The 26,192-nt window shown below is 66.3% G+C and carries 26 protein-coding genes; 9 read left to right on the top strand and 17 right to left on the bottom strand.

Going from position 1 to position 26,192, the window contains the following annotated elements; translation table 11 throughout:
- Positions 1–113: 113 nt before the first annotated feature.
- Complete coding sequence (locus SOM61_RS20825; protein ID WP_320475843.1) at positions 114–2,396, bottom strand: ATP-binding protein; 2,283 nt, start codon at positions 2,394–2,396, stop codon at positions 114–116.
- Positions 2,397–2,633: 237 nt separating this feature from the next.
- Between SOM61_RS20825 and ribA the strand changes: the two genes are divergently transcribed.
- The 3 genes from ribA to SOM61_RS20810 all read left to right on the top strand — a co-directional run bounded on the left by ribA (position 2,634) and on the right by SOM61_RS20810 (position 5,871).
- Positions 2,634–3,293 (top strand): GTP cyclohydrolase II, encoded by a 660-nt coding sequence (gene ribA, locus SOM61_RS20820; RefSeq protein ID WP_320475842.1) that lies wholly within the window; start codon positions 2,634–2,636, stop codon positions 3,291–3,293.
- Positions 3,294–3,376: 83 nt separating this feature from the next.
- Positions 3,377–4,840, top strand: a complete 1,464-nt coding sequence (locus tag SOM61_RS20815) for a S1 family peptidase (protein WP_320475841.1) — start codon at positions 3,377–3,379, stop codon at positions 4,838–4,840.
- Positions 4,837–5,871 carry an FHA domain-containing protein gene (locus SOM61_RS20810; RefSeq protein ID WP_320475840.1) on the top strand — a complete coding sequence of 345 codons (1,035 nt, stop codon included), beginning with the start codon at positions 4,837–4,839 and terminating at the stop codon, positions 5,869–5,871. Before SOM61_RS20815 ends, SOM61_RS20810 begins: the two co-directional genes overlap by 4 nt.
- 26 nt (positions 5,872–5,897) lie before the next feature.
- Here SOM61_RS20810 and SOM61_RS20805 read toward each other — a convergent pair whose 3' ends face one another.
- Positions 5,898–8,348 (bottom strand): hybrid sensor histidine kinase/response regulator, encoded by a 2,451-nt coding sequence (locus SOM61_RS20805; protein WP_320475839.1) that lies wholly within the window; start codon positions 8,346–8,348, stop codon positions 5,898–5,900.
- Between the two features lie 131 nt (positions 8,349–8,479).
- Between SOM61_RS20805 and SOM61_RS20800 the strand changes: the two genes are divergently transcribed.
- The 3 genes from SOM61_RS20800 (at position 8,480) to SOM61_RS20790 (ending at position 11,572) form a co-directional block, all read left to right on the top strand.
- On the top strand, positions 8,480–9,550 hold the full coding sequence (locus SOM61_RS20800; protein WP_320475838.1) for a sensor histidine kinase: 1,071 nt from the start codon (positions 8,480–8,482) through the stop codon (positions 9,548–9,550).
- Complete coding sequence (locus tag SOM61_RS20795; protein WP_320475837.1) at positions 9,538–10,263, top strand: LytR/AlgR family response regulator transcription factor; 726 nt, start codon at positions 9,538–9,540, stop codon at positions 10,261–10,263. The genes SOM61_RS20800 and SOM61_RS20795 overlap by 13 nt, the downstream gene beginning before the upstream one ends.
- Before the next feature lie 79 nt (positions 10,264–10,342).
- Positions 10,343–11,572, top strand: coding sequence for an acyltransferase family protein (locus tag SOM61_RS20790; protein WP_320475836.1), 1,230 nt, complete (start codon positions 10,343–10,345; stop codon positions 11,570–11,572).
- Between the two features lie 18 nt (positions 11,573–11,590).
- Here the strand turns inward: SOM61_RS20790 and SOM61_RS20785 are convergent, their stop codons facing one another.
- On the bottom strand, positions 11,591–11,845 hold the full coding sequence (locus SOM61_RS20785) for a hypothetical protein (protein ID WP_320475835.1): 255 nt from the start codon (positions 11,843–11,845) through the stop codon (positions 11,591–11,593).
- 205 nt (positions 11,846–12,050) lie between these two features.
- Here SOM61_RS20785 and SOM61_RS20780 point away from each other — a divergent pair, with 205 nt between their 5' ends.
- Positions 12,051–12,863 carry a hypothetical protein gene (locus SOM61_RS20780; protein ID WP_320475834.1) on the top strand — a complete coding sequence of 271 codons (813 nt, stop codon included), beginning with the start codon at positions 12,051–12,053 and terminating at the stop codon, positions 12,861–12,863.
- Between the two features lie 52 nt (positions 12,864–12,915).
- Here SOM61_RS20780 and SOM61_RS20775 read toward each other — a convergent pair whose 3' ends face one another.
- Together SOM61_RS20775 and SOM61_RS20770 are read right to left on the bottom strand one after the other, a co-directional pair.
- Positions 12,916–13,833 (bottom strand): ion transporter, encoded by a 918-nt coding sequence (locus tag SOM61_RS20775; RefSeq protein WP_320475833.1) that lies wholly within the window; start codon positions 13,831–13,833, stop codon positions 12,916–12,918.
- 39 nt (positions 13,834–13,872) lie between these two features.
- On the bottom strand, positions 13,873–14,427 hold the full coding sequence (locus tag SOM61_RS20770; protein ID WP_320475832.1) for an NADPH-dependent FMN reductase: 555 nt from the start codon (positions 14,425–14,427) through the stop codon (positions 13,873–13,875).
- 237 nt (positions 14,428–14,664) lie between these two features.
- Between SOM61_RS20770 and SOM61_RS20765 the strand changes: the two genes are divergently transcribed.
- On the top strand, positions 14,665–15,024 hold the full coding sequence (locus tag SOM61_RS20765) for an NADH-quinone oxidoreductase subunit A (RefSeq protein WP_109347086.1): 360 nt from the start codon (positions 14,665–14,667) through the stop codon (positions 15,022–15,024).
- A 25-nt stretch (positions 15,025–15,049) separates the two neighbouring features.
- On the top strand, positions 15,050–15,235 hold the full coding sequence (locus SOM61_RS20760; protein WP_320475831.1) for a hypothetical protein: 186 nt from the start codon (positions 15,050–15,052) through the stop codon (positions 15,233–15,235).
- A gap of 40 nt (positions 15,236–15,275) precedes the next feature.
- On the opposite strand, the gene SOM61_RS20755 is transcribed toward SOM61_RS20760, so the two are convergent.
- The 12 genes from SOM61_RS20755 to SOM61_RS20700 form a co-directional block, all read right to left on the bottom strand.
- Positions 15,276–15,584: a hypothetical protein gene (locus SOM61_RS20755; protein WP_320475830.1), complete on the bottom strand. Its 309-nt coding sequence runs from the start codon at positions 15,582–15,584 to the stop codon at positions 15,276–15,278.
- Between the two features lie 2 nt (positions 15,585–15,586).
- On the bottom strand, positions 15,587–16,852 hold the full coding sequence (locus SOM61_RS20750) for an MFS transporter (protein ID WP_320475829.1): 1,266 nt from the start codon (positions 16,850–16,852) through the stop codon (positions 15,587–15,589).
- A 59-nt stretch (positions 16,853–16,911) separates the two neighbouring features.
- Positions 16,912–17,427, bottom strand: a complete 516-nt coding sequence (gene ispF / locus SOM61_RS20745) for a 2-C-methyl-D-erythritol 2,4-cyclodiphosphate synthase (protein WP_320475828.1) — start codon at positions 17,425–17,427, stop codon at positions 16,912–16,914.
- 19 nt (positions 17,428–17,446) lie between these two features.
- The gene (gene ispD / locus SOM61_RS20740) at positions 17,447–18,184 is read right to left on the bottom strand and encodes a 2-C-methyl-D-erythritol 4-phosphate cytidylyltransferase (RefSeq protein ID WP_320475827.1); all 738 of its coding nucleotides are present in this window, start codon (positions 18,182–18,184) and stop codon (positions 17,447–17,449) included.
- Positions 18,181–18,849 carry a hypothetical protein gene (locus tag SOM61_RS20735; RefSeq protein ID WP_320475826.1) on the bottom strand — a complete coding sequence of 223 codons (669 nt, stop codon included), beginning with the start codon at positions 18,847–18,849 and terminating at the stop codon, positions 18,181–18,183. Before SOM61_RS20735 ends, ispD begins: the two co-directional genes overlap by 4 nt.
- 50 nt (positions 18,850–18,899) lie before the next feature.
- Positions 18,900–19,454, bottom strand: a complete 555-nt coding sequence (locus SOM61_RS20730; RefSeq protein ID WP_320475825.1) for an NUDIX hydrolase — start codon at positions 19,452–19,454, stop codon at positions 18,900–18,902.
- 210 nt (positions 19,455–19,664) lie between these two features.
- Positions 19,665–19,991 (bottom strand): DUF2818 family protein, encoded by a 327-nt coding sequence (locus tag SOM61_RS20725; protein WP_320475824.1) that lies wholly within the window; start codon positions 19,989–19,991, stop codon positions 19,665–19,667.
- Between the two features lie 3 nt (positions 19,992–19,994).
- On the bottom strand, positions 19,995–21,509 hold the full coding sequence (nuoN, locus tag SOM61_RS20720) for an NADH-quinone oxidoreductase subunit NuoN (protein WP_320475823.1): 1,515 nt from the start codon (positions 21,507–21,509) through the stop codon (positions 19,995–19,997).
- A gap of 6 nt (positions 21,510–21,515) precedes the next feature.
- Complete coding sequence (locus SOM61_RS20715; protein ID WP_320475822.1) at positions 21,516–23,018, bottom strand: NADH-quinone oxidoreductase subunit M; 1,503 nt, start codon at positions 23,016–23,018, stop codon at positions 21,516–21,518.
- A gap of 22 nt (positions 23,019–23,040) precedes the next feature.
- Positions 23,041–25,152, bottom strand: coding sequence for an NADH-quinone oxidoreductase subunit L (gene nuoL, locus SOM61_RS20710; RefSeq protein WP_320475821.1), 2,112 nt, complete (start codon positions 25,150–25,152; stop codon positions 23,041–23,043).
- A 39-nt stretch (positions 25,153–25,191) separates the two neighbouring features.
- A complete protein-coding gene (nuoK, locus tag SOM61_RS20705; protein WP_123067878.1) occupies positions 25,192–25,500 on the bottom strand; it encodes an NADH-quinone oxidoreductase subunit NuoK in 309 nt (102 codons plus the stop codon).
- Positions 25,497–26,189: an NADH-quinone oxidoreductase subunit J gene (locus SOM61_RS20700; RefSeq protein WP_320475820.1), complete on the bottom strand. Its 693-nt coding sequence runs from the start codon at positions 26,187–26,189 to the stop codon at positions 25,497–25,499. The genes nuoK and SOM61_RS20700 overlap by 4 nt, the downstream gene beginning before the upstream one ends.
- Positions 26,190–26,192 lie beyond the last annotated feature (3 nt).

Genomic DNA, 26,192 nt, shown 5'->3' with positions numbered 1-26,192 from the left:
CAAAAATCGGGGTCTGACATTTGGACACGACCTGAACTGTGCTACCGAGGACCATTGCAGAGGCCGTGTCCGAATGTCAGACCTGCCCCCGCTTTGCACGAGCTGCGCTAGATCTAGCCCAGTGGCAACTCCACCGTAAACCGCGTCCCCATCCCGGTTCGGGTCTCGAATCCGATCGTGCCGCCGTGCTCCTCGACGATCGCCTTGCTGATGCTCAGCCCCAGCCCGGTGCCGCCGCGCTGGCGCGTGTCGTGGCCGTCGGCCTGGGCGAAGCGCTCGAACACGCGCGCCTGGAACGCGGGCGGGATGCCCGGTCCCTCGTCGGTCACGCTCAGGCGCGCCCAGCCCGTCCGCTGCGCCAGCCCCACCGTCACCGTCTTGCCGGTCGGCGTGAACTTGACCGCGTTCGACAGCAGGTTGCTCAGCACCTGCACCAGGCGGTCGTGGTCGATCGCGGCCTGTACCCCTTCGGCGCCCGGCGGCAGGTCGAGGCGCAGCGCGACGCCGGCCTGGCGCGCCTGGCCCTCCATCGCCTCGGCCGCGTGCCGCAGCACCGGCGCCAGCGGCTGCACGCTGCGCCGGTATTCCATCTGGCCCGCCTCGATCTTCTGGATGTCGAGCAGGTCGTTCACCATCCGCATCAGGCGCTCGCAGCTCTGGCTGGCGATGCGGATCAGCTTGGCCACGTCCGGCGGCAATTCGCCGGCCATGCCGGTGTCGAGCAGCGACAGCGAGGCGTGGACCGAGGTGAGGGGCGTGCGCAGCTCGTGCGAGACGGTGGACACGAATTCGCTCTTCATGCGGTCGACCTTCTTGCGCTCGGAGATATCGTGCAGGAAGATGCTGAAGAAGGCGTCGGCGCCCTCGCCCGCCAGCGCCACCGTGGTCTCGACCGTGAATTCCGTGCCCTGGCGGTTGACCACGATCCGTTCCAGGCGCCGGTCATACGCAAACTCGCCGCCCTGGTGGAAGCCCCGCAGCGCCTTGGCGATGCTGGCGCGGTGGCGCTCCGGCAGGATCATCTCGGCCAGTGGCCAGCCCACCGCGTCGTGACGGCTCCAACCGAACATGCGTTCGGCGGCCGGATTCCAGTCGAGGATCATGCCGCGCTGGTCGGCCGCGATGAAGGCGTCCTGCGCCGCCCCGACGATGGTGGCCATGCGCTGCTCGCTGGCGCGCACCGCGGCCAGCGCGCGCTCCAGTTCCAGGGTGCGCTGCTCGACCCGCTGTTCGAGGGTGTCGTTCAGCGCCTGCAGTTCGGCGCGCCGGTCCACCAGCGCCGTCACCAGCGCATTGAGCGCGCCCGACAGCTGGCGCACCTCGGTATAGCCGCGCCGCGCCGGCACCAGCTCCTGGCTGTCGCCGCGGCGCAGGCGGTCGGCCGACGCGGCCAGGGACTGCAAAGGGCGCGTGATGCGGCGCGCCAGCAGCAGGCCGGCCAGCGAGAACAGCAGCGCCAGCGCGGCGCCGCTCCATAGCGCGCGCGCACGCAGCTCGCGCAGCGGGCGGTAGGCATCCTCGAGATCCTGGCGTACCAGCACGTGCCAGCCCAGTCCCGGATAGTCGCCCACCGCACGCGTGGCGGCGTAGCCAACCAGGTAATCGCGTCCGTCGGGCCAACGCTCGACGGCGTAGCCGGTGCGCCCCTGGCGCGCCTGGCCCAGGCTGGCCAGGTCAACCTTGCTGTCCTGCAGGCCCTCGGGGCCCAGCAGCACCACGCCTTCGGCGCTGACGATCAGGGCCTGCACCCGGTTGCGCGACTGCACCGGCGCGATGATCGAGCGCTCGATGTCGCGCGCCCATTCCCACGACAAGTGAGTGCCCAGCACCCCGGCCGGCTTGCCGTTCGCGTCCATCCAGGGGAAGGCGACGTCGACGAAGCGGCGCGGCTCGCCCTCCTGCACCGGCAGCAGCTTGGCCAGCAGCACCGCTTCGTGCACGTCGCCGACATAGGTGCCCTGGAGGGCGTTGATGAACCAGGGACGCTTGGCGACGTTCTTCCCTTCCAGCAGGCCGCGCGCCTCGACCAGCACGGTGCCGTCGAGGGCCGCCATCCCGATCCACTCGTAGTAACCATAGGTCGACTGGATATCGGCCAGAATACGGCGGCGTTCGGCGCTCGAGGCGCCGGCCGCAACGAGGTCGCCGCGACGCGCCATCAGCAGCACCTCACGATAGCGCTGATACATGCCGCGATCGAGCTTGTCGGCGGTCTGCATCGCCATCTCGCCCAACCCATTGCCGATACTGCTCTTGACCTGGCCAGTGGCTGCGCGCTCGACCACCTCGACCAGCAACAGGGTCAGGACCACGGTCAGCGCCGAGAATGCGAGCGCCAGCCAGGCGCCGAGGCCGCGCGGGGTCAGGCTGGTGGGAAAGCGGGGGAGATTTGGCATGCGGCATATGGAATTATTTTTTTGCCAGCGTATCACGTGCATCGGGGCCTCCTGCAAGAGGAGACTTGGTCAATCGTGCGTCACGACCGGATTCCATCCAGCGCGCATAAGCAGTGTTGGTTCCGCCTAACGGTAGAGTGCCCGGCGGCGCCGGCCGAAAAGCGGGTGATTCCGCACGGCCATGCCCGATTTCCGGTAAACTTGAAGGCTATAAGTACATCGATTGGAAACACCGTCATGCAAGCCACCGCCGCCGCCGCACTTACCCCGCCTTCCCTGCTGGACTATGCCACCTCGTGCGCGCTGCCGACGCCGTGGGCCCAGTTCACGCTGCACGCCTGGGTCGAACCGGCCACCGGCAAGGAACACCTGGCGATGGCCCTGGGCGACCTGTCGACCGGCGAGCCGGTGCTGGCGCGGGTGCACTCCGAATGCCTCACCGGCGACGTGATGTTCTCGCAGCGTTGCGACTGCGGCGCCCAGCTCGAAGGCGCGCTGCAGCGCATCGCCGAGGAAGGCCGCGGCATCCTGCTCTACCTGCGTCAAGAAGGCCGCGGCATCGGCCTGGTCAACAAGATCCGCGCCTACCGCCTGCAGGAAGCCGGCGCCGACACGGTCGAGGCCAATCTGCAGCTGGGCTTTCATGCCGATGCCCGCAACTACGAGCTGTGCCGGCCCATGCTGGAGCAGTTCGGCATCAAGTCGGTGCGCCTGATGACCAACAACCCGCGCAAGATCGACGCCCTGAACCGCATCGGCATCGCGGTCGCCGAGCGGGTGCCGCTGCTGGTCAACCGCAATGCCTACAACAACAGCTACCTGAACACCAAGCAGGCCAAGCTGGGCCACATGATGGCGCCGCTGACCGCCGTCGAACAGGGTGAACAGTCCTCATAATTGCCCCCGAACGTGCGCTAACGCGCGCAACGCGCGTTGATCCGGTGGCAAGATAGCATCTCATACTGCCATCAAACTATTGCATGAAACGAGCTGTCCTGGCACTCCTGCTGACCTGCACCGCCATCGGCGTCGCCCTCGAGGCGACGTCGCCGCCGGCCGCTGCCCAGCCCCAGCCGCAGAACCTCGCACAATCCACGCCGCGCGCGACCCAGAACACGGCCGGCGCCGGCGCCGCCGTTGGCGCGCCCCAGATGCCGGTCGATACTGCGCCTGCGGCCACCCCGAACGCGCCGCTCCCTGGCGAGACCGAGGCCCAGGACGCCCTGCCCGAACCTTCGCTGGCGGCCCAGGACCTGTACGACTCGGCGCGCGGCGACCTGCTGCAGATCCGCATGTTGCTCAAGAACGGCCGCACCCAGTCGACGGTCGGCTCGGGCTTCCTGGTCGGCACCAGCAACCTGGCGCTGACCAATTACCACGTGGTGTCGCAGATGGCGCTCGACCCTGGCATCTATACGGCCGAATACATCGATACCGACGGCAATACCGGCCCGGTCGAGCTGATGGCGGTCGACGTGCTGCACGACCTGGCCGTGGTGCGCATCAACCGCAACGGCAGCGGCTTCTTCAAGGTGCCCGAGCAGCCGGTGCGGCTGCGCCAGGGGCAGCGCCTGTACTCGCTCGGCAATCCGCTCGACCTCGGCTTCGCGATCTCTGAAGGCGCCTATAACGGCGTTCTCACGCGCAGCTTCTACGACCGGCTGATCTTTTCCGGCCCGATCAACTCGGGCATGAGCGGCGGGCCGAGCGTGACCGCCAGCGGCACCGTGGCCGGCATCAACGTCTCGCGCCGGCGCGACGGCGAATCGGTCAGCTTCCTGGTGCCGGTCAAGCATGCGCAGGAGCTGCTGCGCAAGGTGGCCGAGCAGGCCGCCCCGCCGGCCGATTTCAATCCCCTGATCGGCAAGCAGCTGCTGGCGCACCAGGGCAGCATGGTCGACAAGCTGCTCGAGGAACCCCTCACGCTCAAGGGCATGGGCCAGTACCTGGTGCCGGTGCGCGAATCGGGCGAGGTGCGCTGCTGGGGACGTTCGAATGCCCGCGGCGCGGTCTACAGCACCGATTCGATGAGCTGCGTGATGCAGTCGGCGGTGTTCGTGTCGGACGTCCAGCAGACCGGCAACGTGGCCATGACCCACCAGTACATCCGCAGCGGCACCATGGAGCCGATGCGCTTCGCGACGCTGGCCAGCGACACCTTTCAGGTCAACAATCTGGGCAGCACGGGCGACCCGCGCCTGACCAAGCCGTTCTGCACCGAGCGCTTCGTGCACACCCGCACCCTGCCGCTGCGCGCCGTCACCTGCGTGCGCGCCTACCGCAAGTTCGAGGGCCTGTACAACTTCACCCTGCTCACGGCCAGCACCGACGCCTCGCAATCGAGCCTGCAGAGCCGCCTGGACGTGTCCGGCGTCTCCTACGAAAACGGCCTGCGCGTCACGCGCGCCTACCTGGGCGCCTTCGGGCGTAGTGGACGGCGATGAGCGAGCACACGAGCCAGCCATTCACTGGACTGACCAGCGGGCTGACCAGCGCGCCGACCGACGTACCGGCGCGCACCGAGTCGCTGCGCGGTCCGTGGACCATCGAGACCCTGGCCCGCAACGGCGAGGTGCTGCACCGCCATCGCGTGGCGGCGCTGCCGATCCGCATGGGCCGCGCCTACGACAACGACTTCATCGTCGACGACGATTATGCGGCCGCCCACCACGCCGTGGTCGAAGCCGGGCCTGACGGACGGCTGCGGCTGCGCGACCTGGGCAGCCGCAACGGCATCGTGCACAAGGCCCGCCGCATCAAGGACGAACTGGCGATCGACGGCGACACCGTGGTGCGCATGGGCCACACCTCGCTGCGCATCCGCGGCGCCGCGCACCGGGTCTCGCCGGAACTGGTCGACCGCACCATGCACGGCTGGGAGGGCATGCTGCCGGGCGGCGCCGGCATCGTGCTGGCCGTGCTGGCGGCGCTGCTGGTGGCCTGGCTGACCGACGACAGCAACGACCTGGAGCGCTATGCCCTGTTCCCGGCTGCGGCCAGCGGCATCGGCCTGGCCTGGGCCGGCCTGTGGGCCTTCGGCAATCGCCTGTTCGGGCGCCGCGCGCGCCTCGGACGCCACCTGTTCATCTATGGCTGCGCGCTGGCGGCGCTGGTGGGCCTGCGCCTGTTGGCCAGCGTCATAGCCTATGCCTGGTCGCTCGAATGGCTGACCGCCTATGCCTCGCACGCGGCGGTGGCGACGGTGGCGGTGGCGGTCTACTTCCACCTCGCCACCGTCACGCCGCAATACCGACGCCGCCTGCGCCTGGCCTGCGGTGCGCTGGCGCTCCTGGTGTCGGGGCTGATCCTGGCCGGGAATATGCAGCGCCACGGCCGCACCGCCGACGAGCTGTACATGCCGGTGCTGCTGCCGCCCGAGCTGCGCGCCAGCCCGGACGTGCCGGTGGCCGATTACATCGACCAGGTCGGGGCGATGAAGAAAGAGATCGACGCCGAGCGCAGTAGCGGCAACTGAGCGTCAACTGAGCGTCAACCAAGCCGCTACTGAGCGCGCCAGCCCAGCCGGCCCAGCAGGCGGCTCACCGAATCGGCCGCGATCGGCTTGGTGAAGTGGTGGTCGAAACCGGCTTCGCGCGAGCGCGCCTGGTCTTCTTCCGAACCCCAGCCGGTGACGGCGACGAGGGTCGTGTGCGCCAGCGCCGGCATCGCGCGCAGCCGCGCCGCCAGCTCGTAGCCGGTCATGCCCGGCATGCCGATGTCGAGGAAGGCGATGTCGGGCGTAAAGCCGCTGACCAGCGCCAGCGCGTCGCGGCCATTGGTCGCGGTACGGATCTCGTGGGCGTTCATCTGCAGCAGCAGCGACAGGCTCTCGGCGGCATCGGTATTGTCGTCCACCACCAGGATGCGGAAGCTGCGGCGCGGGAGCGCGCGCTGCTCGTGCCGCAGCTCCTGCACGGCCTCGCGCGGCCCGGCGTCTGGCCGCGCGCCGAGCGGCAGGCGCACGGTGAAGGTGCTGCCCTGGCCGGCGCCGGCGCTGTGCACCGCGATGGCGCCGCCGTGCAGGGTCACCAGCTGGCGCACCAGCGACAGACCGATGCCCAGCCCGCCCTGGGCCAGGCCGCCATGGTCGCCGACCTGGCTGAACATCTCGAAGATCGCCTCCTGGTGCTCGGGCAGGATGCCGACGCCGCTGTCGCTTACCGCGATTGTGGCCCAACCCGCGGCCTCGCCCGCGTCCTTGCGCACTTCCAGGCGGATGTCGCCGCCGGGCGCGCTGTACTTGGCGGCGTTCGTCAGCAGGTTGCTCACCACCTGGGCGATGCGGGTCGGATCGACGTCCAGCAACAGCGCTTCCGGCCACAGGATGACCTCGAGCCGGTGGCGCGCGCCCTGGATGACCGCCGTGCTGGTCTCCACCGCGCTCGTCGCCACCCGGTTGAGGTCGACCAGCTGCTTGCGGATCTCGATCTTGCCGCTGCTGACGCGGGCGACGTCGAGCAGGTCGTCGACCAGGTGCGACAGCTGGTGGGTCTGGCGCTCGAGCATCTCGCGTACGCGCGCCATGGTGTCGGGACTGTCGGCGCGCAGGCGCATGATCTCGAGGCCGGTGCGGATGGTCGCCATCGGGTTGCGCAGTTCGTGCGCCAGCACCGCCAGGAATTCGCTCTTGCGCCGGCTCGCTTCCGAGGCCTCGCGGGCCAGGCGCCGCATGTCTTCCTCGATGCGCTTGCGTTCGCTGGTGTCGCGGAACACCAGCGCCACCTGGCGCGCCTCGGGCGCGCCGATGCGCGAGGCATTGACCTCGAACCAGCGCTCGAGCTTCGGCGAATATTCCTCGAACAGGATCGATTCGCCGCTGCGCGCCACCGCGCCGTAGCGCTCCAGCCAGACCGATTCGAGGCCGGGCGCCAGCTCGTGCACCGAGCGTCCGCGGGCATCGGGAATGCCGCTCTGGATCGCGAACATCGGATTCACCTCGAGGAACACCAGGTCGATGGGCGCGCCGCCGGCATCGAACGTCACTTCCAGGATGCAGAAGGCTTCGTCGACTTCCTCGAACAGCTTGCGGTATTTTTCTTCGGATTCGCGCAGGGCCGCCTCGGTGCGCTTGACGCGGTCGATGTCGGTGACCACCGAGACCTGGCCGTCGATCCTGCCGTCGGCATCGAGGATAGGCACCGAGCTGATATGGGTCCAGATTTCGCGGCCGTCATCGGCGCGATACAAGGCCTCCATCCCCGGCACCACGCGCTCGCCGCGCAGGGCGCGCGCACCAGGGAAGTCCTCGGCCGCCACCGGCTTGCCGGCGCCATCCAGCACCGTCCAGCGCGCCAGGCGCTGCGCATCGCGCGAAGGCATGAAGCGGGCCGGCACATAGCGCCGCATCGCATCGTTGGCCAGCACCACCGCACCAGCCGTGTCGGTCACGGCCACGCCGACCGGCAGGCTGTCGAACACCGCCGACAGGCGCGCATCGCTCGCCCGCCGCGCCGCCTCGGCACGGCGCGCCTCGAGCACGCGGCCGGTGGTCTCGACGGCGGTATGCACGAAGCCCTTGACCTCGCCGGCCAGGCTGCGCAAGGGAATATACGATGCGGTGAACCAACGCTGGCACTCGTCGTCGCCCGGCGGAAGCACGACGGACAAGTCCTCGACCTGGCCGGAACGCCCCGCCATGGCGGCGTCGGCCAGCGGCGCGACGTCCGGCCACAGAGTGGGCATCACTTCGCTCAGCGGCTTGCCCAGCGCGGCCGGGTGGGCCGCGCCCAGCAACCGCGCATAGGCGTCGTTGTAGAGCATCAGGTATTGTCCGGTCCAGCACACCAGCGTCGGATAAGGCGCATCGAGCATCAGGTCGAGCGCCACCCGCAGCTCGACCGGCCAGGCGCCCGGCTCGCCCATGGGGCTGCACGTCCAGTCGTGTGCGGCCAGCAGCGCCCGCATGCGCTGCCGGTCATCGGAATCGTCGCTGTGGTGACCAGGAATGTTCATGGCCCATTGTCGCACGATGAGTTGGCAGGAACGGCAATCGTCACCAATTGTCACATTTGCCACGAAACGCCGTTTTGACAAGCGCGGACCGATGCACGATGATCGGGCCTTTCTCATCCGGAGCGTCGTCCGTGCCCCCTTTTCCACCGCGCGCAAACCGCAACCTCGTCGTCGCCGGCATCGCCTGGGCCCTGTTCTGGAGTCTGATGGTGCTGGTGGCGCTCGAGGATTACCGGCGCGACGGCGGCACCGCGCTGTGGCAGCCGGTGTTGTGGGAGACCTCGTCCGCGGTGGTGGCGACCATGCTGTTCCTGGTCCAGCGCCGCTTCAGCGCCGGCGACGACGCGCTGGTCGCCACGCCCCGGCGCTGGTTCGGCAGGCAATTGCGCTGGCTGCCGCTGTACTGGGTCGGCTTCACGCCGGTCGTGTTCGCGATCCGCCACGGCATCTATGCGCTGGCCGGCCTTCACTACCGGCACCAGCCCTGGTCCGACGTCTTTGTCTACGAGGCGCTCAAGATCTCGGTGTTCTTCGGCCTGTTCACGACGATCGGCTTCGGCCTCCTGTCCTATCGCGAGATGATGAAGGAAAGGGTGCGCGCCGAGCAGGCCGGCGCCCTGCTGCGCGAAGCCCAGCTCGAACGCCTGACGCGCCAGATGCAGCCGCACTTCCTGTTCAATGCGCTGAATACGATTTCCTCCCTCATGCATACCGATGTCGCGCGTGCCGACGCCACGCTGGTGCGGCTGGCCGACGTGCTGCGCGCCACCCTGGCGCTGGGCGAACGGCCGCAGGCGCGCCTGCGCGACGAGCTGCGCCTGGCCCAGGGCTATGCGGCGGTGATGGCCGAGCGCTTCGAGGGACGGGTGACGCTGGCCTGGGACGTCGACCCGGCCGCGCTGGACGTCATGCTGCCCGCCATCAGCCTGCAACCGCTGCTCGAAAACGTGTTCAAGCACACGGTCGGACGGCGCCGCGAGGCGACCGCGATCCGGGTCGCGGCCCATATCGACGGCGACGCCATGGTGGTGCGGGTCGAGGACGATGGCGGCGTGCTGGACGAGTCGGGCACGCCCGGCATCACGGTGGCCAATCTGCGCACGCGGCTGGCGGCCCTGCACGGAGAGAACGCGGGCCTGGCCTTGATCGCCCTGGAGCCCGCCGGCGTACGTGCAGAGATGAGGCTACCATGCACCTGCTGATCGTCGACGACGAACGCCCGGCGCGCGACCGGCTGCGCCGCATGCTGGCACTGGAAGCTGGCATCGGGTCGGTCCGCGAAGCGGTCGATGGCGTCGAGGCCTTGCGCATGGTGGAGAGCGAACGGCCGGATGCGCTGCTGCTCGATATCGAGATGCCCGAACTGTCGGGCATCGACCTGGCCGCCTCGCTGCCGGCGCCGGCACCGCTGGTGGTGTTCGTCACCGCCCACGAGGATCATGCGCTGCGCGCCTTCGACAGCGAAGCGGTCGACTATCTGCTCAAGCCCTTCGACCAGGCCCGCCTGCACCGGGCGCTCGAGCGGCTGCGCGCGCGCCTGGCGGCGCCAATGCAGGCGGCGCCGCCACCACCCAGTGCGCCGCGCCAGCTGCTGGTGAGCGAACGCGGTGCGACACGCGTGGTGCAGGTGGCCGATATCGAGTGGCTCGAGACGGCCGATAACTACGTGGCGCTGCACACGTCCGTCGGCGCGCCACTGCTGCGCCAGACCCTTGGCGCCCTGCTCGGCCAGCTCGGCCCGGCCTTCGTGCGCTGCCACCGGCGCGCGGCGGTGCGCCTTTCCGCCATCGCGCGCATCGCTCCGCTCGACAAGGGCGATTGCGAACTGGTGCTGCGCAGTGGCGCGCGGGTGCCGTGCAGCCGCCAGTACCGTCCCGCCCTGGTCGAACGCCTGGACCCGGCTCGCCCCAGATAAGGCCCGGTTCGCCCCCTGGCGCTGGCATCTATCCCGCCTGCGCGCAATGCTGGCGCTTCCATCATCACAAGAGCGTGCCATGCAGCCAAATACTTCCGTGGGCAATCACCGCCTGTATTTCCTCGACTGGGTCCGCATCCTGGCCTTCTTCGTGCTGATCGCCTATCACGTGGGCATGTACTACGTGAGCTGGGACTGGCACGTGAAAAGTCCGCACGCCGGGACCGGCCCGGAGCCGTTCATGCTGCTGTCCTCGCCGTGGCGCCTCGGCCTGCTGTTCTTCGTGGCCGGCGCGGCCTCGCATTTCTTGCTGCGCAAGATGGCGCCGGGGACCTTCGTGCGCCGGCGCAGCCTGCGCCTGCTGCTGCCGCTGCTGTTCGGCATGCTGGTCATCGTGCCGCCGCAGCCCTGGCTCGAAGTGGTCGAAAAGCTCGGCTATGCCGACGGCTTCGTGGCCTTCATGCGCCTCTACCTCGTCGGCTACGGCGGCTTCTGCCAGGACGGCTGCCTGGTCCTGCCGACCTGGAACCATTTATGGTTCGTCGCCTACCTGTGGGTGTACACGCTGGTGCTCGCCGCCTGCACGGCATTGCTGGGCCATGCCCGCATCGACGCGCTGGCCGCGCGTACCGCAGCCATATTGAAAGGCTGGAAGCTGCTGGTGCTGCCGGCGCTGTTCCTGGCGATCGTGCGCATCCTGCTGGCCGACCGCTTCCCGTCCACCCACGCCCTGGTCGATGACTGGTTCAACCACGCCACCTACCTGCCGATATTCTTGCTGGGCGCCCTGGTGGCGCGCAGCCGCCCCGTGTGGGAACGCATGGAGAGCGTGCGCTGGATCGCGCTTGGCATCGCACTGGCCGCATGGGCCGCCATCGTGGCCTGGTACGCCGCGCCCCACCATGAGCACAGCGCGCAGATGATGGCGATCTGGGTTCCCATCATGCGCTGCGTGTACACGCTGTGCGCCTGGGGCGCCATCGTCGCGGCCTGCGGTTTCGCGCGCCGCCACCTGGACCGCGACGGGCCGGCGCGGCGCTACCTCACCGATGCGGTATTCCCGGTCTATATCGCGCACCAGACCCTGATCGTGCTCATGGCGCATGCCTTCAAACCGCTGAACCTGGCGCCCGGCGTCGAGGCGCTGCTGCTGATGGTCCTGACCGCGACCGGCAGCTTCGCGCTGTACGAAGCCGTGCGCCGCCTGCGCCCGTTGCGCCCGCTGTTCGGCCTGGCGCCGCGGGCGGGCGCGGCAAGCACCGCGGCCGTGGCGGCCACGACGTCACGCGCCGCGCCGCTGCGCCACTGAACCTCCCGGGATAGCTTCCTAGTGCGTCGCGCCCGCCTGACGCACCTGCTGGCTGGCCTGGACTGGTTGCTGGGCCGCTTGCTGGCTGGCCTGCTGTGGCGACTGGGCCGGCTGCAGCGCACCATCGGCGCGCGTAAACGGGTCGGTCATGGTGCGCAGCGCCTTCTGCTGGCAACGGATGCCGCGCTCGGCTTCCTCGGCCGCGGGTCGCGCCACTTCGTCGACCACGGCGCGCGCGGTGCGGGTGGTGTTCTGCACGTGCTGCCCGGTCACGCGCGCCAGCTCGACCTGGGCATCGGTGGCCAGATGAGATCGAAGATGAAATGGCGTGCCCGGGCACGAACAACGAGACTACATCCCTCCCACTCCTGCACAGTTGAGGTGCACCAAATGTGCAGGATCCCTCACAATTCGGCCTGGCCCGATCCTTGCATGTAAGAAAACACCCTGGATTCCAAGGGCTTTGTGGGAGGTAAAGATGATTGGACAGAACGATGTAGTCGAATTCGCGGGCACGCCCGGGCGCACCGTCCGCGTGCTGTGGATCGCGCAGCCGCAGGCGCTGGCCTGGACCTATCAACTGGGCAGCCACGCTGCCATGCCCGAGCCGACACCGGTGGCGGCGCTGGAAGAAGCGCTGGCATCCGGCCGTGCGCGCCGCCTGCTGGTCGACCCGTTCGCTGCGGCGCCGCCGCGCGAACCGGTGCCGCAGGGCTACCTGAACCTGCAGGCCAAGGCCTGGTCAGCCGTGCGCGCCCTGCACACCGACCGCCACGCGCTGTACGATCCGCGCCAGCGCGCCACGCTGATGGCCGGCTACGCCGCCGCCCACGGCATGTCGAAATCGAGCATCCTGCGCTACCTGCGCCGCTACTGGGAGCGCGGCCAGACGCCCGACGCCCTGCTGCCGGACTACGGCAATTCGGGTGCGCCGGGCCGCACCCGCGCAGTCACGGCCGGCATCAAGCGCGGGCGTCCGCGCAAGGGCGCGGGCACCGGCACCAATGCCGACGAGCGGATGCGCGCGATCTTCCGCGCCGCCGCCGCGCGCTATGCGGCCAGCAACGACGGGTTTTCGCGCCGCGCCGCCTATCGCCAGATGCTCGAGGATTTCTTCCAGGATGTCGACGCCGGCGCGCAGCCCAGCTTCGGCCAGTTCAATTACTGGCTCGAGCGCGACGCCACCGTCCCGCCGCCGGTCACGCTGGCGCGTCCGGCGCCGCCGCGCACGCCGGTGCATGCACCAATACATGCACCTTCTCGGTACACGATGCACGCCGCAATGGCCTGAGCGATCGCGGTGCACCGCTCGCCATCATGGTGCGCGGTGCGCGTGCGGTAACCTAGTACTGCCCTTCCGCCGGCGCCAGCGGCGCGCCGCAATCCTTGCAGAAGTGGGCGCGCGGATCATGGTCGCCGCTGCCGCAGGCGCCGCACTGGCGCGGCGTGCCGCGCGGGGCGTGGCGCGACATCTTCTGCGACGTCATCTCGGCCGAAACGATCCCCGTCGGCACCGCCAGGATGCCCCAGCCCAGCAGCACCATGAACGAGGCGATCGCCTTGCCCACCGGCGTGTGCGGCACCATGTCGCCATAGCCCACCGTGGTGATGGTCACCGTGGCCCAGTACATCGACATCGGGATGCTGGTGAAGCCGTTGTCCGGTCCCTCGACCACATACATCACGGTGCCGAGGATCAGGATCAGCATCAGCACCACCGACAGGAACACCATGATCTTGCGCCGGCTGGCGACCAGGGCTTCGCCCAGGCGCGTGTATTCCTCGATGTACAAGGTCAGCTTGAAGATGCGGAACACCCGCAGCAGGCGCAGGATGCGCACGTCCAGGAATACCTGGCTGCCGGGCAGCAGCAGCGACAGGTAGGTCGGCAGCACCGACACCAGGTCGATGATCCCGTAGAAGCTGCGCGCATAGCGCACCGGGCGCTGGATGCACACCAGGCGCGCGATGTATTCGATTGTAAACAGGATCGTGAAGCCCCATTCGAGCACCGAGGTCACGCCGGAATACTCGCTGTAGATCGAGGGCACGCTGTCGAGGATCACCACCAGGATGCTGAGCAGGATCAGGATCACCAGCACGATGTCGAAGCGACGACCGGCCGGCGTGTCGTTGCCGAAGATGACGTCGAACATGCGCGCGCGCCAGCCGTCCGGCGGACGGCCCAGCAGCGTGGGCAGGTCGCGCGGCGGCGTCGGCACCAACTTGCTATCGATCTTGCTGTCGGTCGCGCGGATCATCCGTAGCGGGGTCCCACCGGCGCCAGCGAAGGCAAACCATTATTTGGCATGCTGCTCCACCCAGGCGCCAAAGGCGGCCATGAATTTCTGGAAGAAGGCGCGCGACGATTCGTCGACCAGCTTGTCTCCCTCGTACTTGCTGGCGACGCCGCCGACATAGGCTTCCGGCGCCGGCATGGTCGGCATGTTCAGGAACGGCAGCATCTGGCGCAGGTGGTGATTGGCGCCGAAGCCGCCCAGCGCGCCCGGCGAGACGCTGACGATGGCGCAGGGCTTGTCGGCGAAGGCCGCCTTGCCGTAGGGGCGCGAGCCGACGTCGATCGCGTTCTTGAGCGCACCCGGCACCGAGCGGTTGTATTCCGGGGTGCAGAACAGGACGCCGTCGGCCTGGCCGATAGCGTCGCGAAAGGCCGCGAACACGCCAGGGGGTGGATCGGTCTCGTCGTCCTCGTTATACAGGGGCAGGTCGCGCAGCTCGACGATCGCCAGTTCGAATCCTTCCGGCGCCGACTCGATCAGGCTGTGGGCGACGCGGCGGGTGTACGAATCCTTGCGCAGGCTGCCGACGAGGACGGCGATTTTTTTCGAGGCCATGGTGCTCCTTTGGGTTTGGATGAGGTCAATTTACCAACCCCTGATGATAACCAGTTTGCGTCCCGCACGGAGCGGATCGATGGCAGTTACGCGTAAATACCGACGTAAACACAGTAATTGCACGCAAAATGCCTGGTTGGCAACAGGGTTATATGCGGTTAGAATCGAGCCTAACTTTGCCTGTCGAGGCCGCACCATTCCTTTATCAACCCACGCGCATCACCGCGCAGTAGAACCATGAATCTCGAAGAATACTTCCCCGTACTCATGTTCATCATCATCGGCATCCTGGTCGGCGTCGCGCCCCAGGTGCTGGGCCGCGTACTGGGCCCGCACCGTCCCGATCCCGAGAAGCTATCGCAGTACGAGTGCGGTTTCGAAGCCTTCGGCGATGCGCGCATGCAATTCGACGTGCGCTTCTACCTGGTCGCGATCCTGTTCATCCTGTTCGACCTGGAAGTCGCCTTCCTGGTGCCATGGGCGGTTGTCGTGACCGACATCGGTTCGACCGGCTTCTGGGCCATGATGGTGTTCCTGGGCCTCTTGACCATCGGCCTGGCCTACGAGTGGAAAAAAGGCGCGCTGGATTGGGATTGATGCTGGCCCACACGACGGAGTGACAATGGACGCCATGCTGTTCGTGAACCTGGTGATCGGCATCGGCCTGCTCGATGCCGCCTGGCGCTCACACAAGAACGCCAAGCCGCGAACAGCAGCGCTGCTGGCGACCATCGCCGGCACCGGGATCGCCCTGAGCCTGTTCGTGCTCGCCACCGGGGTCGGCGTCCCTCCTCCCAGCGTCGACTGAATATCCAAGGCTGCAATTCGCGGCCTTTTTCTTGTCCCGTTTACAGCCGCAAACGCCGGTACATCTGCAGGAAGCCCGCCACCTTTGCCTTGCTCATGACTGTCACCGGGTCGCCATGCCAGGCATACAGGAAAGGCTCGCCACCCTGGCGGTCAGAGATCCGCGCCGACAGCAAAAAGCGCGTGCCGATCGGATACCGTTCGGTGTCGAGCAGGCGGCGCGAACACTGCACCCGCATATCGGTCGCAAATGCCTGTCCCGACACCGGCTGGATGCGCGGCTTGCCGCTGCGCGCATCCAGCGCCGATTCGACGACGAGTTCGCGGTAGGCCCAGGCGTCGCGCGCCATGATCAGGCTCCCGCCAGCTTGGGCGAACGCACCACCGCCGCTTCGCGGATCGGCAGGTTCACCAGCGCCGCCGCCAGCGCGAGCGCCATGTCTGCATACCACATCCAGCTATAGTCGCCCGTGTGCACCACGGCCAGGCCGCCCAGCCAGGCGCCGAAGAAGCCGCCGATCTGGTGCGACAGCAGGGTCATGCCGAACAAGGTGGCCAGGTAGCGTACCCCGAACAGCTTGCCTACCAGACCGGCCGTCGGCGGGACGGTGGCCAGCCAGGTGGCGCCGAGCGCGGCGGCGAACAGGTAGAAGGTCCACTCGGTCTTCGGCGCCAGCAGATAGATGCCCACCAGCACGGCGCGGCTGGCATAGATCCAGAACAGCAGCGACTTCATGCGGTAGCGCGAGGCCAGCATCCCTGCACCCAGGCTGCCGGCGATGTTGAACAGGCCGATCAGGGCCAGGGCCGTGGCCGAGACGCTGGCCGGCAGGCCGCACATTGCGACTTCTCCCGGCAGGTGGGTGACCAGGAAGGCGATGTGGAAGCCGCAGGTGAAGAAGCCCAGGTGCAGGCAGATGTAACTGCGGTCGCGCATGGCTTGGCGCAGCTGCTGGCCGAGCGAGATCGTGGGCGCGTCCGGCAGGGGCGCTGCAGGCGCAGCGGCAGGAGTAGTAACAGGGACGGCGGCGGCTTTCCTGCCGCGCAGCGGCCAGGCCAGCGGAATGGTCAGCAAGGTGGCGGCGGCCATGGTGAGCATGGCCCAGATCCAGCCTGCGCCGGCGATGATGGCGCCCATCAGCGGCGCGAACACGAACTGGCCGAAGGAACCGCCGGCGTTGATGAAGCCCGAAGCAAAGGCGCGCCGCTCGGCGGGCAGGCGCTGGGCAGTGGCGCCAATCAGGATCGAGAAGCTGCCGGCGCCGGCCCCGGCCGCCGACAGAAAGCCCATCGTGAGCAGCAGCGCCCACTGCGAATCGACGAAGGGCGTGGCGGCAGTGCCAGCCGCCAGCATCAGGCCGCCAAGGGCGATCACCCTGCCCGGCCCGTACTTGTCGGCGACGGCGCCGAACACCGGCTGGGCCGCACCCCACATCAGCTGGGCCACCGCCATCACGAAGCTGATGCTGGCCACGCCGAGCCCGGTCGCGGTGTTCAGCGGCGACAGGAACAGGCCGCTGGTCAGCCGCGCGCCCATCGTGATCATCATGATGGCGCTGGCGACCAGGATCAGGGTCCAGGCTGCGCGCGGTGACAGTGTTGGATGGGCGTTGGTCATCAGGCAATTATAGATTGCCTTTTCGACCTTTGCCGAAGCCAGTCAATACTGCTTCAACACTACTGCGTAGCGGCCCGGATCAAGAGCGCGGTCGAGTGCGCCGCCATGCCCTCTTCACGGCCCAGGTAGCCCAGCTTCTCGTTGGTCTTGGCCTTGATGTTCACCTGCTGCGGCGACACGCCCAGGTCTTCGGCGATGCGCGAGACCATCAGCGGGATGTGCGGCGCCATCTTCGGCTGCTGGGCGATGATGGTGGCGTCGATATTGCCGATGGTGTAGCCCGAGTTCAGCACGCGGTGCGCGACTTCGCGCAGCAGGGTGCGCGAATCGGCGCCGGCGAACATCGGGTCGGTGTCCGGGAAGTGCTTGCCGATGTCGCCCAGCGCGGCCGCGCCCAGCAGCGAATCGATGATCGCATGCAGCAGCACGTCGGCGTCGGAATGGCCCAACAGGCCCAGGCGATGCGGGATGGTGACGCCGCCGACGATCAGCTTGCGGCCTTCGACCAGCGCGTGGTTGTCGTAGCCGGTGCCGATGCGAAACGGAGGATGAGGATTGTAGGATGCGAGTGCCATGGTGTGTGGTTCGTGTCGTTCAAATGGTGGAATCGAGCGCCAGGTACATCTCGGCGATGCGGATGTCGGATGGCAGCGTGACTTTCAGGTTGCGCGGATGGCCTTCGACCAGTTTCGGGGCCAGGCCCAGCGCCTCGATGGCGCTGGCGTCGTCGGTGATCGCGGCCGGGTCGGTGGCCGCGTCGAGTGCGCGGCACAGCAGCGCGTAGGAAAACATCTGCGGGGTCTGGGCCAGCCACAGGCCGTCGCGCGGGACGGTCGCGACATGGCCAGCGTCCCGGCGCTTGACGGTATCGACCACGGGCAGCGCCAGCAGGCCGCCGGCCGCATGGTCGCCTGTTTCAACGATCAGGCGTTCGATCAGCGCGGCGTTCAGGCCCGGCCGGGCGGCGTCGTGGACCAGCACGCGGTCTTGTGCGCCGAGCACGTCGGCCAGCGCATGCAGGCCGTTGCGGATCGATTCCATGCGGGTCGCGCCGCCGCAGCGCAACACGGTGACGCGCTTGCCCGCCTCCCGCGCGTCGGGCAGCACGCCGTCGATGAAGGGATCGTCCGCGCTCACCACCACATAGGTGTGGGCGATCAGCGGGCTGGAAAGGAAGGCGTCGACCGTGTGGCGCAGCATGGGCTTGGCGCCGATGGCAAGGTATTGCTTGGGGCTGCCGGCCGCCATGCGGGCGCCGACGCCGGCCGCCGGAATGAGGGCGACATGCTGCCGCGCTGCCGTGTTCGTTTCGTTTGCTTGCTCGGTGTTCATGAACTGCTTCGTGTTGCCTGTCTAAGCAAAGACTGTACCTCACCTGCGCAAACCTTGCCCAGGCGAGCGTATTCCTGCGGCGTATCAATGGCCGCCTGCAATACTTCGACCTTTTCCATCTCACGTTTAATGTAGGGCATCCAGCTGCGGTCCACTTCGCGCTGGAGCAGGGATCGCGCTTGCCCGATCGGCGCATACAGCGGCCTGCCGGCGAAGCGCGCCGCCAGCCGGGTGCGGACGATGGCTTCGGCCTTGGGCAGGAAATCCTGGTAGGTCTGCAGGTGGCGCATCTCGTGGGCCAGCACTTCCCGGTAGGAACACGATCCCGGCGTGAATTCGCGGCTGACATAGATCACGATGGGCGCGTAATACAGGTTGACGTCGATGCGCGGCGCCACGCATTCATGGCCGCTGGACCGGTCCGTCAACATGCGTCCGCCGACCTTGATGCTCACCCGCGCCTCGGTGTGCGTCAGGCCCAGCACCCAGGAACCGCGGCGCACGCTGCCTTTCAGGCGCGTCAGGTCATGGTAGGAACGCGTGTTGTCGATGCGATAGCCTTCGCCGCGGCTGGACAGCACCGAGATCGTCTCGCCGATGGTGTCCTCGCATTGCGCCTGGAACGGAGTGCGGGCCTGGGCTGCGGCTGGGGCGGCGGCGACCATCGCACACGCGGCCGACAGCGCGGCCAGGCTCCGACACGGCCGCATGATGGTCAGGCAGGCGTCCAGTCGCCGGCCAGGATCTTCTCGAGCCAGAAGGTGCCGATGATGGTCTTGACGTCGGTGATCTCGCCCTTGCGCACCATCTCGAGCAGCTCGGGCACGGTGGCGCTGAAGATCTCCAGGAATTCGCCGGCGTCGAGCTGCTGTTCGCCCGCGGTCATGTCTTCGGCCAGGAAGATCTCGAGGTGCTCGTCCGAATAGGCGATCGCATTATGGATGGTGCAGACGAAGCGCCAGCGTCCCGCCGTGTAGCCGGTTTCTTCCCTGAGCTCGCGCTTGGCGCATTCGAGGTGGTCTTCGCCCGGGTCGATCTTCCCGGCCGGGAATTCGATAAAGACCTGCCCGTTCGGATAGCGGAACTGGCGCTCGAGCAGCACGCGGCCATCGGGTAGCAGCGGCAGGATCACGACGGCGCCGGGATGGCGGAAAAACTCGCGCTGGCTCTCCGAGCCGTCCGGCAGGCGGATGCGGTCTTTCTCGACTTTCAAAAAATGGCCGTCGTAGACGACGCCGCCGTCGATGCGGGTTTCTTTCAGATCCGGCACTTTTCACTCCAGTTAGTTGAGACTGCAATGGTAAGAATCATAAGCGAAACCCGCGCCGCACGAGATATCGTTGGCCCAAAAACGTCTTTTTTGGCACTGCCAAAAAAACTTCCCGCGGAGGCGGGAACCTAAGTTGCTCGCGTATCGATAACGCTAAAAACTTAGGTTCCCGCCTGCGCGGGAACGACGGGTTGGCTGTACTGGCTGAACTTAACGACGCTTGCGCATATACCGCATCACGAAACCCGGAAACGCCAGCACCAGGAACATGCAGCCGGTGACCGCATAAAACTCCCAGGTCTGCACGAACACCGAACCGATACGCGATTCCAGCAGCTTCGCAACCAGTCCGACGACCAAGTACAAGACCACCAGCTCGAGCAGGCGCAGCGCTAACGCCTTGTTGCGCGGCTCCCCCGCTGGCGCTTTACCGGCCGGGACCGGCACGAACCCGAACAGGCGCTCGTTCACGAACGGCAGATTGGCCCCCGCCAGCGCGAGGGCAATCACCAGCAATGCGGCCAGCGAGCTATCCATGGCTTAATTCGCCAGGGTCGCCTGCATGGCGCTGTAGCAGATCGCCAGCAGGCCGCCAGGGACCACGCCCAGCACGAAAATGGCGACGCCGTTGAGCGACATGATCACGCGCATATCGACCGGGGTCGCGATCGGCGCGGTATCGACTGCTTCGTCGAACCAGATGGTCTTGACGATGCGCAGGTAGTAGAACGCGCCGATCAGCGAGAACATCACGGCCACGACGGCCAGCCACACCATGCCGGCGTTGGCGACGGCCTGGATCACGGCGTACTTGGCGATGAAGCCCACCATCGGCGGCACGCCGGCCAGCGAGAACATCAGGATCGTGGCGACGATCGCGAACCATGGGCTGCGCTTGCCGAGACCCTTGAAGTCGCTGATCAGCTCCGCCTCATGGCCGGCGCGCGCCAGCATCATGATCAGGCCGAAGGTACCCACCGTGGTCAACACGTAGATGATGGTGTAGTACATCGCGGCGCTGTAGGCGGCTGCGGCATTGGTGGTATCGCCATCGACGTTGCCGACCACCAGGGCCAGCACCACGAAGCCCATCTGGGCGATCGTCGAGTAAGCCAGCATGCGCTTGATATTGGTCTGCGCGATCGCGGTGACGTTACCGAAGGCCAGCGACAGCACGGCGACCACCAGCAGCATCTGCTGCCAGTCGAAGGCCATCGACGGCAGCGCTTCGGCCAGCAGGCGGATCACGATGGCGAAGGTGGCGATCTTCGGCGCGCCGCCCAGCAGCAGGGTCACGGCGGTCGGCGCGCCCTGCACCACGTCCGGCACCCACATGTGGAACGGCACCACGCCCAGCTTGAAGGCCAGGCCGGCCACGACGAACACCAGGCCGAACACCAGGATGGTGCGGTTGGCGCCTTCGGCGGCAGTGACTTGCGCGATGGTGGTGATGTCGAGCGAACCGGTCGCGCCGTAGATCATCGAGATGCCATACAGCAGGAAGCCCGAGGCCAGGGCGCCCAGGATGAAGTACTTCATCGCGGCTTCGGTCGAGATCGCGTGGTCGCGGCGCAGCGCCACCAGCGCGTACAGCGACAGCGACATCAGTTCCAGGCCCAGGTAGATCGACAGCATGCTGTTACCCGAGATCATGATCATCTGGCCCAGCATAGAGAACAGCGCGAGCGTATAGAACTCGCCGCCCAGGTTGCCCGACATCATGCCGCGCTCGCCGGCGTACTGGCGCGAGTAGACGATGGTCATGGCCGTGGCCAGGTAGGTGAACATCTTGAGCAGGTTCGACATCGGATCCGACACGTACATGCCACTGAAGGTGTACACGGTCGCGCCCGAGTCGAAGTCCATGAAGGAGAAGATCGCGCAGCCGCCGATCGCCAGCAGCGACAGGCCATAGGTCAGGTTGCGCTTGCCCTCTTTCAGGAACAGGTCGATCAGCAGGATCGCCGACGTCGCGATCAGCAGGAAGATTTCGGCATAGACCGGCGCCAGATTGGTGTCGGCAGCCGATAACAGGGTCGAGTTCATTTCATTCATGGCGTTTTATTGAGGCACTTTGCTGACTGCGACGTGCTGAAGCAGGTCGGTGACCGAGACTTGCAGCGTCTCGGCGATCGGCGCCGGATACAGGCCCATCGCCAGGGTGGCGATTGCCAGCACCGACAGGATGGCGAACTCACGGCCGTTCAGGTCGGTCAACGCGGCGACTTTTTTGTTGGCCACTGGCCCGAAGATGACGCGCTTGACCATCCACAGCGAGTAGGCCGCGCCCAGGATCAGGGCGGTACCCGATGCGACACCGGTCCAGAAGTTGAACTCGACCGCGCCCAGGATCACCATGAACTCGCCGATGAAGCCCGAGGTCGCCGGCAGGCCGGCATTGGCCATCGAGAACAGCACGACAAAGGCGGCGAACTTCGGCATCGTGTTCACGACGCCACCGTAGTCGGCGATTTCACGCGAGTGCACACGGTCGTACAGCACGCCGATACACAGGAACATCGCGCCCGACACGAAGCCGTGCGAGATCGCCTGCATCAGGCCGCCCTGCACGCCCAGGTCGTTGAACATGAAGAAGCCCAGGGTCACGAAGCCCATGTGCGCGATCGACGAATAGGCGACCAGTTTCTTCATGTCTTTCTGCACCAGGGCCACCAGGCCGATGTAGATCACGGCCACGAGCGACAGGCCGATGACGACCGGCGCCAGGTACTGACTCGCGTCCGGGGTGATCGGCAGCGAGAAACGCAGGAAACCATAGGCGCCCAGCTTGAGCATGATCGCCGCCAGCACGACCGAACCGCCGGTTGGCGCTTCGACGTGGGCGTCCGGCAGCCAGGTGTGCACCGGCCACATCGGCACTTTCACGGCGAAGGCCATGAAGAAGGCGATGAAGATCAGGATCTGTTCTTTCATCGTCAGCGGCAGGTCATGCCAGGCCAGGATGTCGAACGAACCCGACTTGTTGTACAGGTAGACGATCGCGACCAGGGTCAGCAGCGAACCGAAGAAGGTGTACAGGAAGAACTTGAATGCTGCGTACACGCGGTTCGGGCCGCCGAACACGCCGATGATGATGAACATCGGGATCAGCGTGGCTTCGAAGAAGAAGTAGAACAGCAGGCCGTCCAGCGCGCAGAACACGCCGATCATCAGGCCCGACAGGATCAGGAACGAGCCCATGTACTGGGCCACGCGCTCTTCGATCACTTCCCACGCCGCCAGCACCACGATGATGGTGATGAAGGCGGTCAGCGGCACGAACCACAGCGACAGGCCGTCCACGCCGAGGCGGTAGAAGATGTTGAAGCGCTCGATCCAGGCTGCCTGTTCAAAGAACTGCATGCCGTGAGCGGCGTTGTCGAAGTTGGCGATCAGCGGGATCGTCGGCAGCAGGCTGACGACGGCGCCGGCGAGCGACATCAAGCGCACCATCCCGGCGTTCTTGTCGCGGCCGATGGCCAGGACCAGCACGCCGAACAGGATCGGGAGCCAGATTGCCAGGCTCAGGTACGGTGGAAACGTAGAAATTGTTGACTGCATCATTTTTCTTTATCTCTGCCTGTGATTAACCGCGCCAGAACGGGAAGAAGTACAGCATCGCTGCCAGTACGCCGACGATCATCACGAACGCATAGTGGTAGATGTAACCGGTCTGCGCGCGCTTGGTGACGGTCGAGAACCAGCCCACCAGCTTGGCGCTGCCATTGACGACCAGGCCGTCGATCAGGCTGCGGTCGCCGACATTCCACAGGCCCTTGCCCACGCCGAGTGCGCCGCCAGCGAAGACCTTCTGGTTGAACGCATCCATGTAGTACTTGTTGTCCAGCAGGGTGTGCAGCGGCTTGAACTTGGCGTAGAACCAGGCCGGCACGCGCGGGTTGACCATATAGCAGTAGTAGGCGGCAACGACGCCTGCCAGTGCCAGCCAGAACGGTGCGGTCTGCAGGCCGTGCAGGGCCATCGCGCCGGCGCCATGGAACATCTCGCCCAGTTCAGCCATCGCAGGGTGAGCCGGATTGACGGTGATCACGCCATCGAAGAAGGTACCGTGCAACATAGGACCAATCGCCAGGTAGCCAATGACGACCGACGGGATTGCCAGCAGGATCAGCGGCAGCGTCACGACCCATGGCGACTCGTGCGGCTTCTGGCCCGGGGCCAGGCCGTGGTGGCCGTGGTCGTCATGTTCTTCTTCGTGGTGCGCGTCCGAATCATGGTGCGCGTGCGGATCGGCGTGGTCGTGCGCAGCAGCTTTGGTATGCGCGTGATCGTCATGATGATCGTGTGCATGTGCTTTACCAAAACGCTCTTCGCCATGGAACACCAGGAAATACATACGGAACGAGTAGAACGCCGTGACGAACACGCCGGCCAGCACCGCGAAGTTGGCGAAGCCCGAACCCGGCAGCGTGCTTGCGTGCACCGCTTCGATGATCGAATCCTTCGAGTAGAAACCCGAGAACAATGGGGTACCGATCAGGGCCAGCGAACCGATCAGCGAAGTGATCCAGGTGATCGGCATGTACTTGCGCAGGCCGCCCATATTGCGCATGTCCTGGTCGTGGTGCATGCCGATGATGACGGAACCCGCGCCAAGGAACAGCAGCGCCTTGAAGAAGGCGTGGGTCATCAGGTGGAAGGCGGCGACCGAGTAGGCCGACACGCCCAGCGCAATCGTCATGTAACCCAGCTGCGACAGCGTCGAGTAAGCGACCACGCGCTTGATGTCGTTCTGGATGATGCCCAAAAAGCCCATGAACAGCGCGGTGATCGAACCGATGACAATGATGAAGGAGAGTGCGCCATCCGACAGCTCGAACAGCGGCGACATGCGCGACACCATGAAGATGCCGGCGGTAACCATCGTCGCGGCGTGGATCAGTGCCGAGATCGGGGTTGGGCCTTCCATCGAGTCAGGCAGCCAGACGTGCAGCGGGAACTGCGCCGATTTACCCATCGCGCCGATGAACAGGCAGATACAGGCAGCGGTCAGCAGCGGCCAGTCGGTGCCAGGCACGGTCATCAAGGCCAGCTGGTCGGCCTTCTCGAACACTTCCGCATAGTTCATCGTGCCGGCACTGGCCAGGATCAGGCCGATACCGAGGATGAAGCCGAAGTCGCCCACGCGGTTGACCAGGAAAGCCTTCATGTTCGCGAAGATCGCGGTCGGACGGGTGTACCAGAAACCGATCAGCAGATACGAAACCAGGCCCACCGCTTCCCAGCCGAAGAACAGCTGCAGGAAGTTGTTGGACATGACCAGCATCAGCATCGCGAAGGTGAACAGCGAGATGTACGAGAAGAAGCGGTTGTAGCCGTCGTCTTCGGCCATATAGCCGATCGTGTAGATGTGGACCATCAGCGACACCGAGGTCACGACGCACATCATCATCGCGGTCAGGGTATCGATCTGGAAGCCAACGGCCAGCTTGAGCGTGCCGACCGTCATCCAGGTGTAGAGATCTTCATTGAGCTTGAAGCCGTCGAGCGTGGCCATCAGGGTTTGCACCGAGATGATCAGCGCGATCAGCACGCCCAGGATGGTCGCGGTATGCGACACCTTGCGACCGACCACATTGCCCAGGAACTTGGTACCGAGCAGGCCGGCGATCGCCGAGCCTGCCAACGGCGCCAGAGGCACCGCCAGTAAGAGTGAGGTTGAAATTTGCCCCGCCATGTTGAACCTTATTCGTTATTAGTTATCGAGCCGAGCTCATCAGCCTTTGAGGCTGTCGAGGTCTTCCACGTTGATCGTGTCCAGGTTACGGAACAGGACCACCAGGATCGCCAGGCCGATTGCAGATTCGGCGGCCGCGACGGTCAAAATGAAGAACACGAAGATTTGCCCCGCCGCGTCGCCCAGGTAATGCGAGAACGCGATGAAGTTCAGGTTCACTGCCAGCAGCATCAGTTCGATGGCCATCAGCAGGATGATGATGTTCTTCCGGTTCAGGAAGATACCGACCACCGAGATCGCGAACAGGATCGCGCCCAGGATCAGGTAGTGTGCGAGCGTCAACGTCATTTTGGCTCCTTCGGTTCTGCGGCGGCGGCTGCAGCGGCTGCACTTGCGGCAGCTGCGGCGGCGGCCTTCTCGACGTTCGCTGCGTCGATGGCGCGCTGGTTGACCGTCTCGACCTTGACGATCTTGAGGCGGTCGTTACGCTTGACGCGAACCGCTTGGCCCGGGTCGATGGCTTTGGTGTCCTTGCGGCGGCGCAGGGTCAGGGCGACGGCGGCGATGATCGCCACCAGCAGCACCACGGCGGCGATTTCGAAGCCGTAGATATAGCGGGTGTAGATCTGCAGGCCCAGCTCCTTGGTGCCGCCGATGTTCAGGGCGGCAGCTTCCGGCGTTTGCTGGAAGTTGCTGTAGCCGTGCCACAGGACAGCGCCCATCTCGAGCACGATCAGGCCGCCGACGCCGGCCGCCACGGGCAGGTAGCCCCAGAAGCCTTCGCGCATGCGGTCGATATTAATGTCGAGCATCATGACGACGAAGAGGAACAGCACCATGACGGCGCCCACATAGACCAGCACCAGCACGATGGCGAGGAATTCGGCCTTCAGCAGCAGCCAGATGCCGGCCGCGTTGAAGAAGGCCAGCACCAGGAACAGCGCGGCGTGGACCGGATTCTTGGCGGTGATGACGCGCAAGCTTGCCAGCACCATGATGGCCGCAAACACGTAGAACAGAACAGTTGTAAATGTCATGAC

The sequence above is a fragment of the Massilia sp. CFBP9012 genome, assembly GCF_034045115.1.
Taxonomy (GTDB): Bacteria; Pseudomonadota; Gammaproteobacteria; order Burkholderiales; family Burkholderiaceae_D; genus Telluria.
This window is presented reverse-complemented; position numbering and strand designations above follow the sequence as displayed.

What these genes read in the sequence shown, in the direction of transcription:
- SOM61_RS20825 (WP_320475843.1), bottom strand. Translation starts at nt 2,396, where the DNA reads ATGCCAAATCTCCCCCGCTTTCCCACCAGCCTGACCCCGCGCGGCCTC.
- ribA (WP_320475842.1), top strand. Translation starts at nt 2,634, where the DNA reads ATGCAAGCCACCGCCGCCGCCGCACTTACCCCGCCTTCCCTGCTGGAC.
- SOM61_RS20815 (WP_320475841.1), top strand. Translation starts at nt 3,377, where the DNA reads ATGAAACGAGCTGTCCTGGCACTCCTGCTGACCTGCACCGCCATCGGC.
- SOM61_RS20810 (WP_320475840.1), top strand. Translation starts at nt 4,837, where the DNA reads ATGAGCGAGCACACGAGCCAGCCATTCACTGGACTGACCAGCGGGCTG.
- SOM61_RS20805 (WP_320475839.1), bottom strand. Translation starts at nt 8,348, where the DNA reads ATGAACATTCCTGGTCACCACAGCGACGATTCCGATGACCGGCAGCGC.
- SOM61_RS20795 (WP_320475837.1), top strand. Translation starts at nt 9,538, where the DNA reads ATGCACCTGCTGATCGTCGACGACGAACGCCCGGCGCGCGACCGGCTG.
- SOM61_RS20790 (WP_320475836.1), top strand. Translation starts at nt 10,343, where the DNA reads ATGCAGCCAAATACTTCCGTGGGCAATCACCGCCTGTATTTCCTCGAC.
- SOM61_RS20780 (WP_320475834.1), top strand. Translation starts at nt 12,051, where the DNA reads ATGATTGGACAGAACGATGTAGTCGAATTCGCGGGCACGCCCGGGCGC.
- SOM61_RS20775 (WP_320475833.1), bottom strand. Translation starts at nt 13,833, where the DNA reads ATGATCCGCGCGACCGACAGCAAGATCGATAGCAAGTTGGTGCCGACG.
- SOM61_RS20770 (WP_320475832.1), bottom strand. Translation starts at nt 14,427, where the DNA reads ATGGCCTCGAAAAAAATCGCCGTCCTCGTCGGCAGCCTGCGCAAGGAT.
- SOM61_RS20765 (WP_109347086.1), top strand. Translation starts at nt 14,665, where the DNA reads ATGAATCTCGAAGAATACTTCCCCGTACTCATGTTCATCATCATCGGC.
- SOM61_RS20760 (WP_320475831.1), top strand. Translation starts at nt 15,050, where the DNA reads ATGGACGCCATGCTGTTCGTGAACCTGGTGATCGGCATCGGCCTGCTC.
- SOM61_RS20755 (WP_320475830.1), bottom strand. Translation starts at nt 15,584, where the DNA reads ATGGCGCGCGACGCCTGGGCCTACCGCGAACTCGTCGTCGAATCGGCG.
- SOM61_RS20750 (WP_320475829.1), bottom strand. Translation starts at nt 16,852, where the DNA reads ATGACCAACGCCCATCCAACACTGTCACCGCGCGCAGCCTGGACCCTG.
- ispF (WP_320475828.1), bottom strand. Translation starts at nt 17,427, where the DNA reads ATGGCACTCGCATCCTACAATCCTCATCCTCCGTTTCGCATCGGCACC.
- ispD (WP_320475827.1), bottom strand. Translation starts at nt 18,184, where the DNA reads ATGAACACCGAGCAAGCAAACGAAACGAACACGGCAGCGCGGCAGCAT.
- SOM61_RS20735 (WP_320475826.1), bottom strand. Translation starts at nt 18,849, where the DNA reads ATGGTCGCCGCCGCCCCAGCCGCAGCCCAGGCCCGCACTCCGTTCCAG.
- SOM61_RS20725 (WP_320475824.1), bottom strand. Translation starts at nt 19,991, where the DNA reads ATGGATAGCTCGCTGGCCGCATTGCTGGTGATTGCCCTCGCGCTGGCG.
- nuoN (WP_320475823.1), bottom strand. Translation starts at nt 21,509, where the DNA reads ATGAATGAAATGAACTCGACCCTGTTATCGGCTGCCGACACCAATCTG.
- SOM61_RS20715 (WP_320475822.1), bottom strand. Translation starts at nt 23,018, where the DNA reads ATGATGCAGTCAACAATTTCTACGTTTCCACCGTACCTGAGCCTGGCA.
- nuoL (WP_320475821.1), bottom strand. Translation starts at nt 25,152, where the DNA reads ATGGCGGGGCAAATTTCAACCTCACTCTTACTGGCGGTGCCTCTGGCG.
- nuoK (WP_123067878.1), bottom strand. Translation starts at nt 25,500, where the DNA reads ATGACGTTGACGCTCGCACACTACCTGATCCTGGGCGCGATCCTGTTC.
- SOM61_RS20700 (WP_320475820.1), bottom strand. Translation starts at nt 26,189, where the DNA reads ATGACATTTACAACTGTTCTGTTCTACGTGTTTGCGGCCATCATGGTG.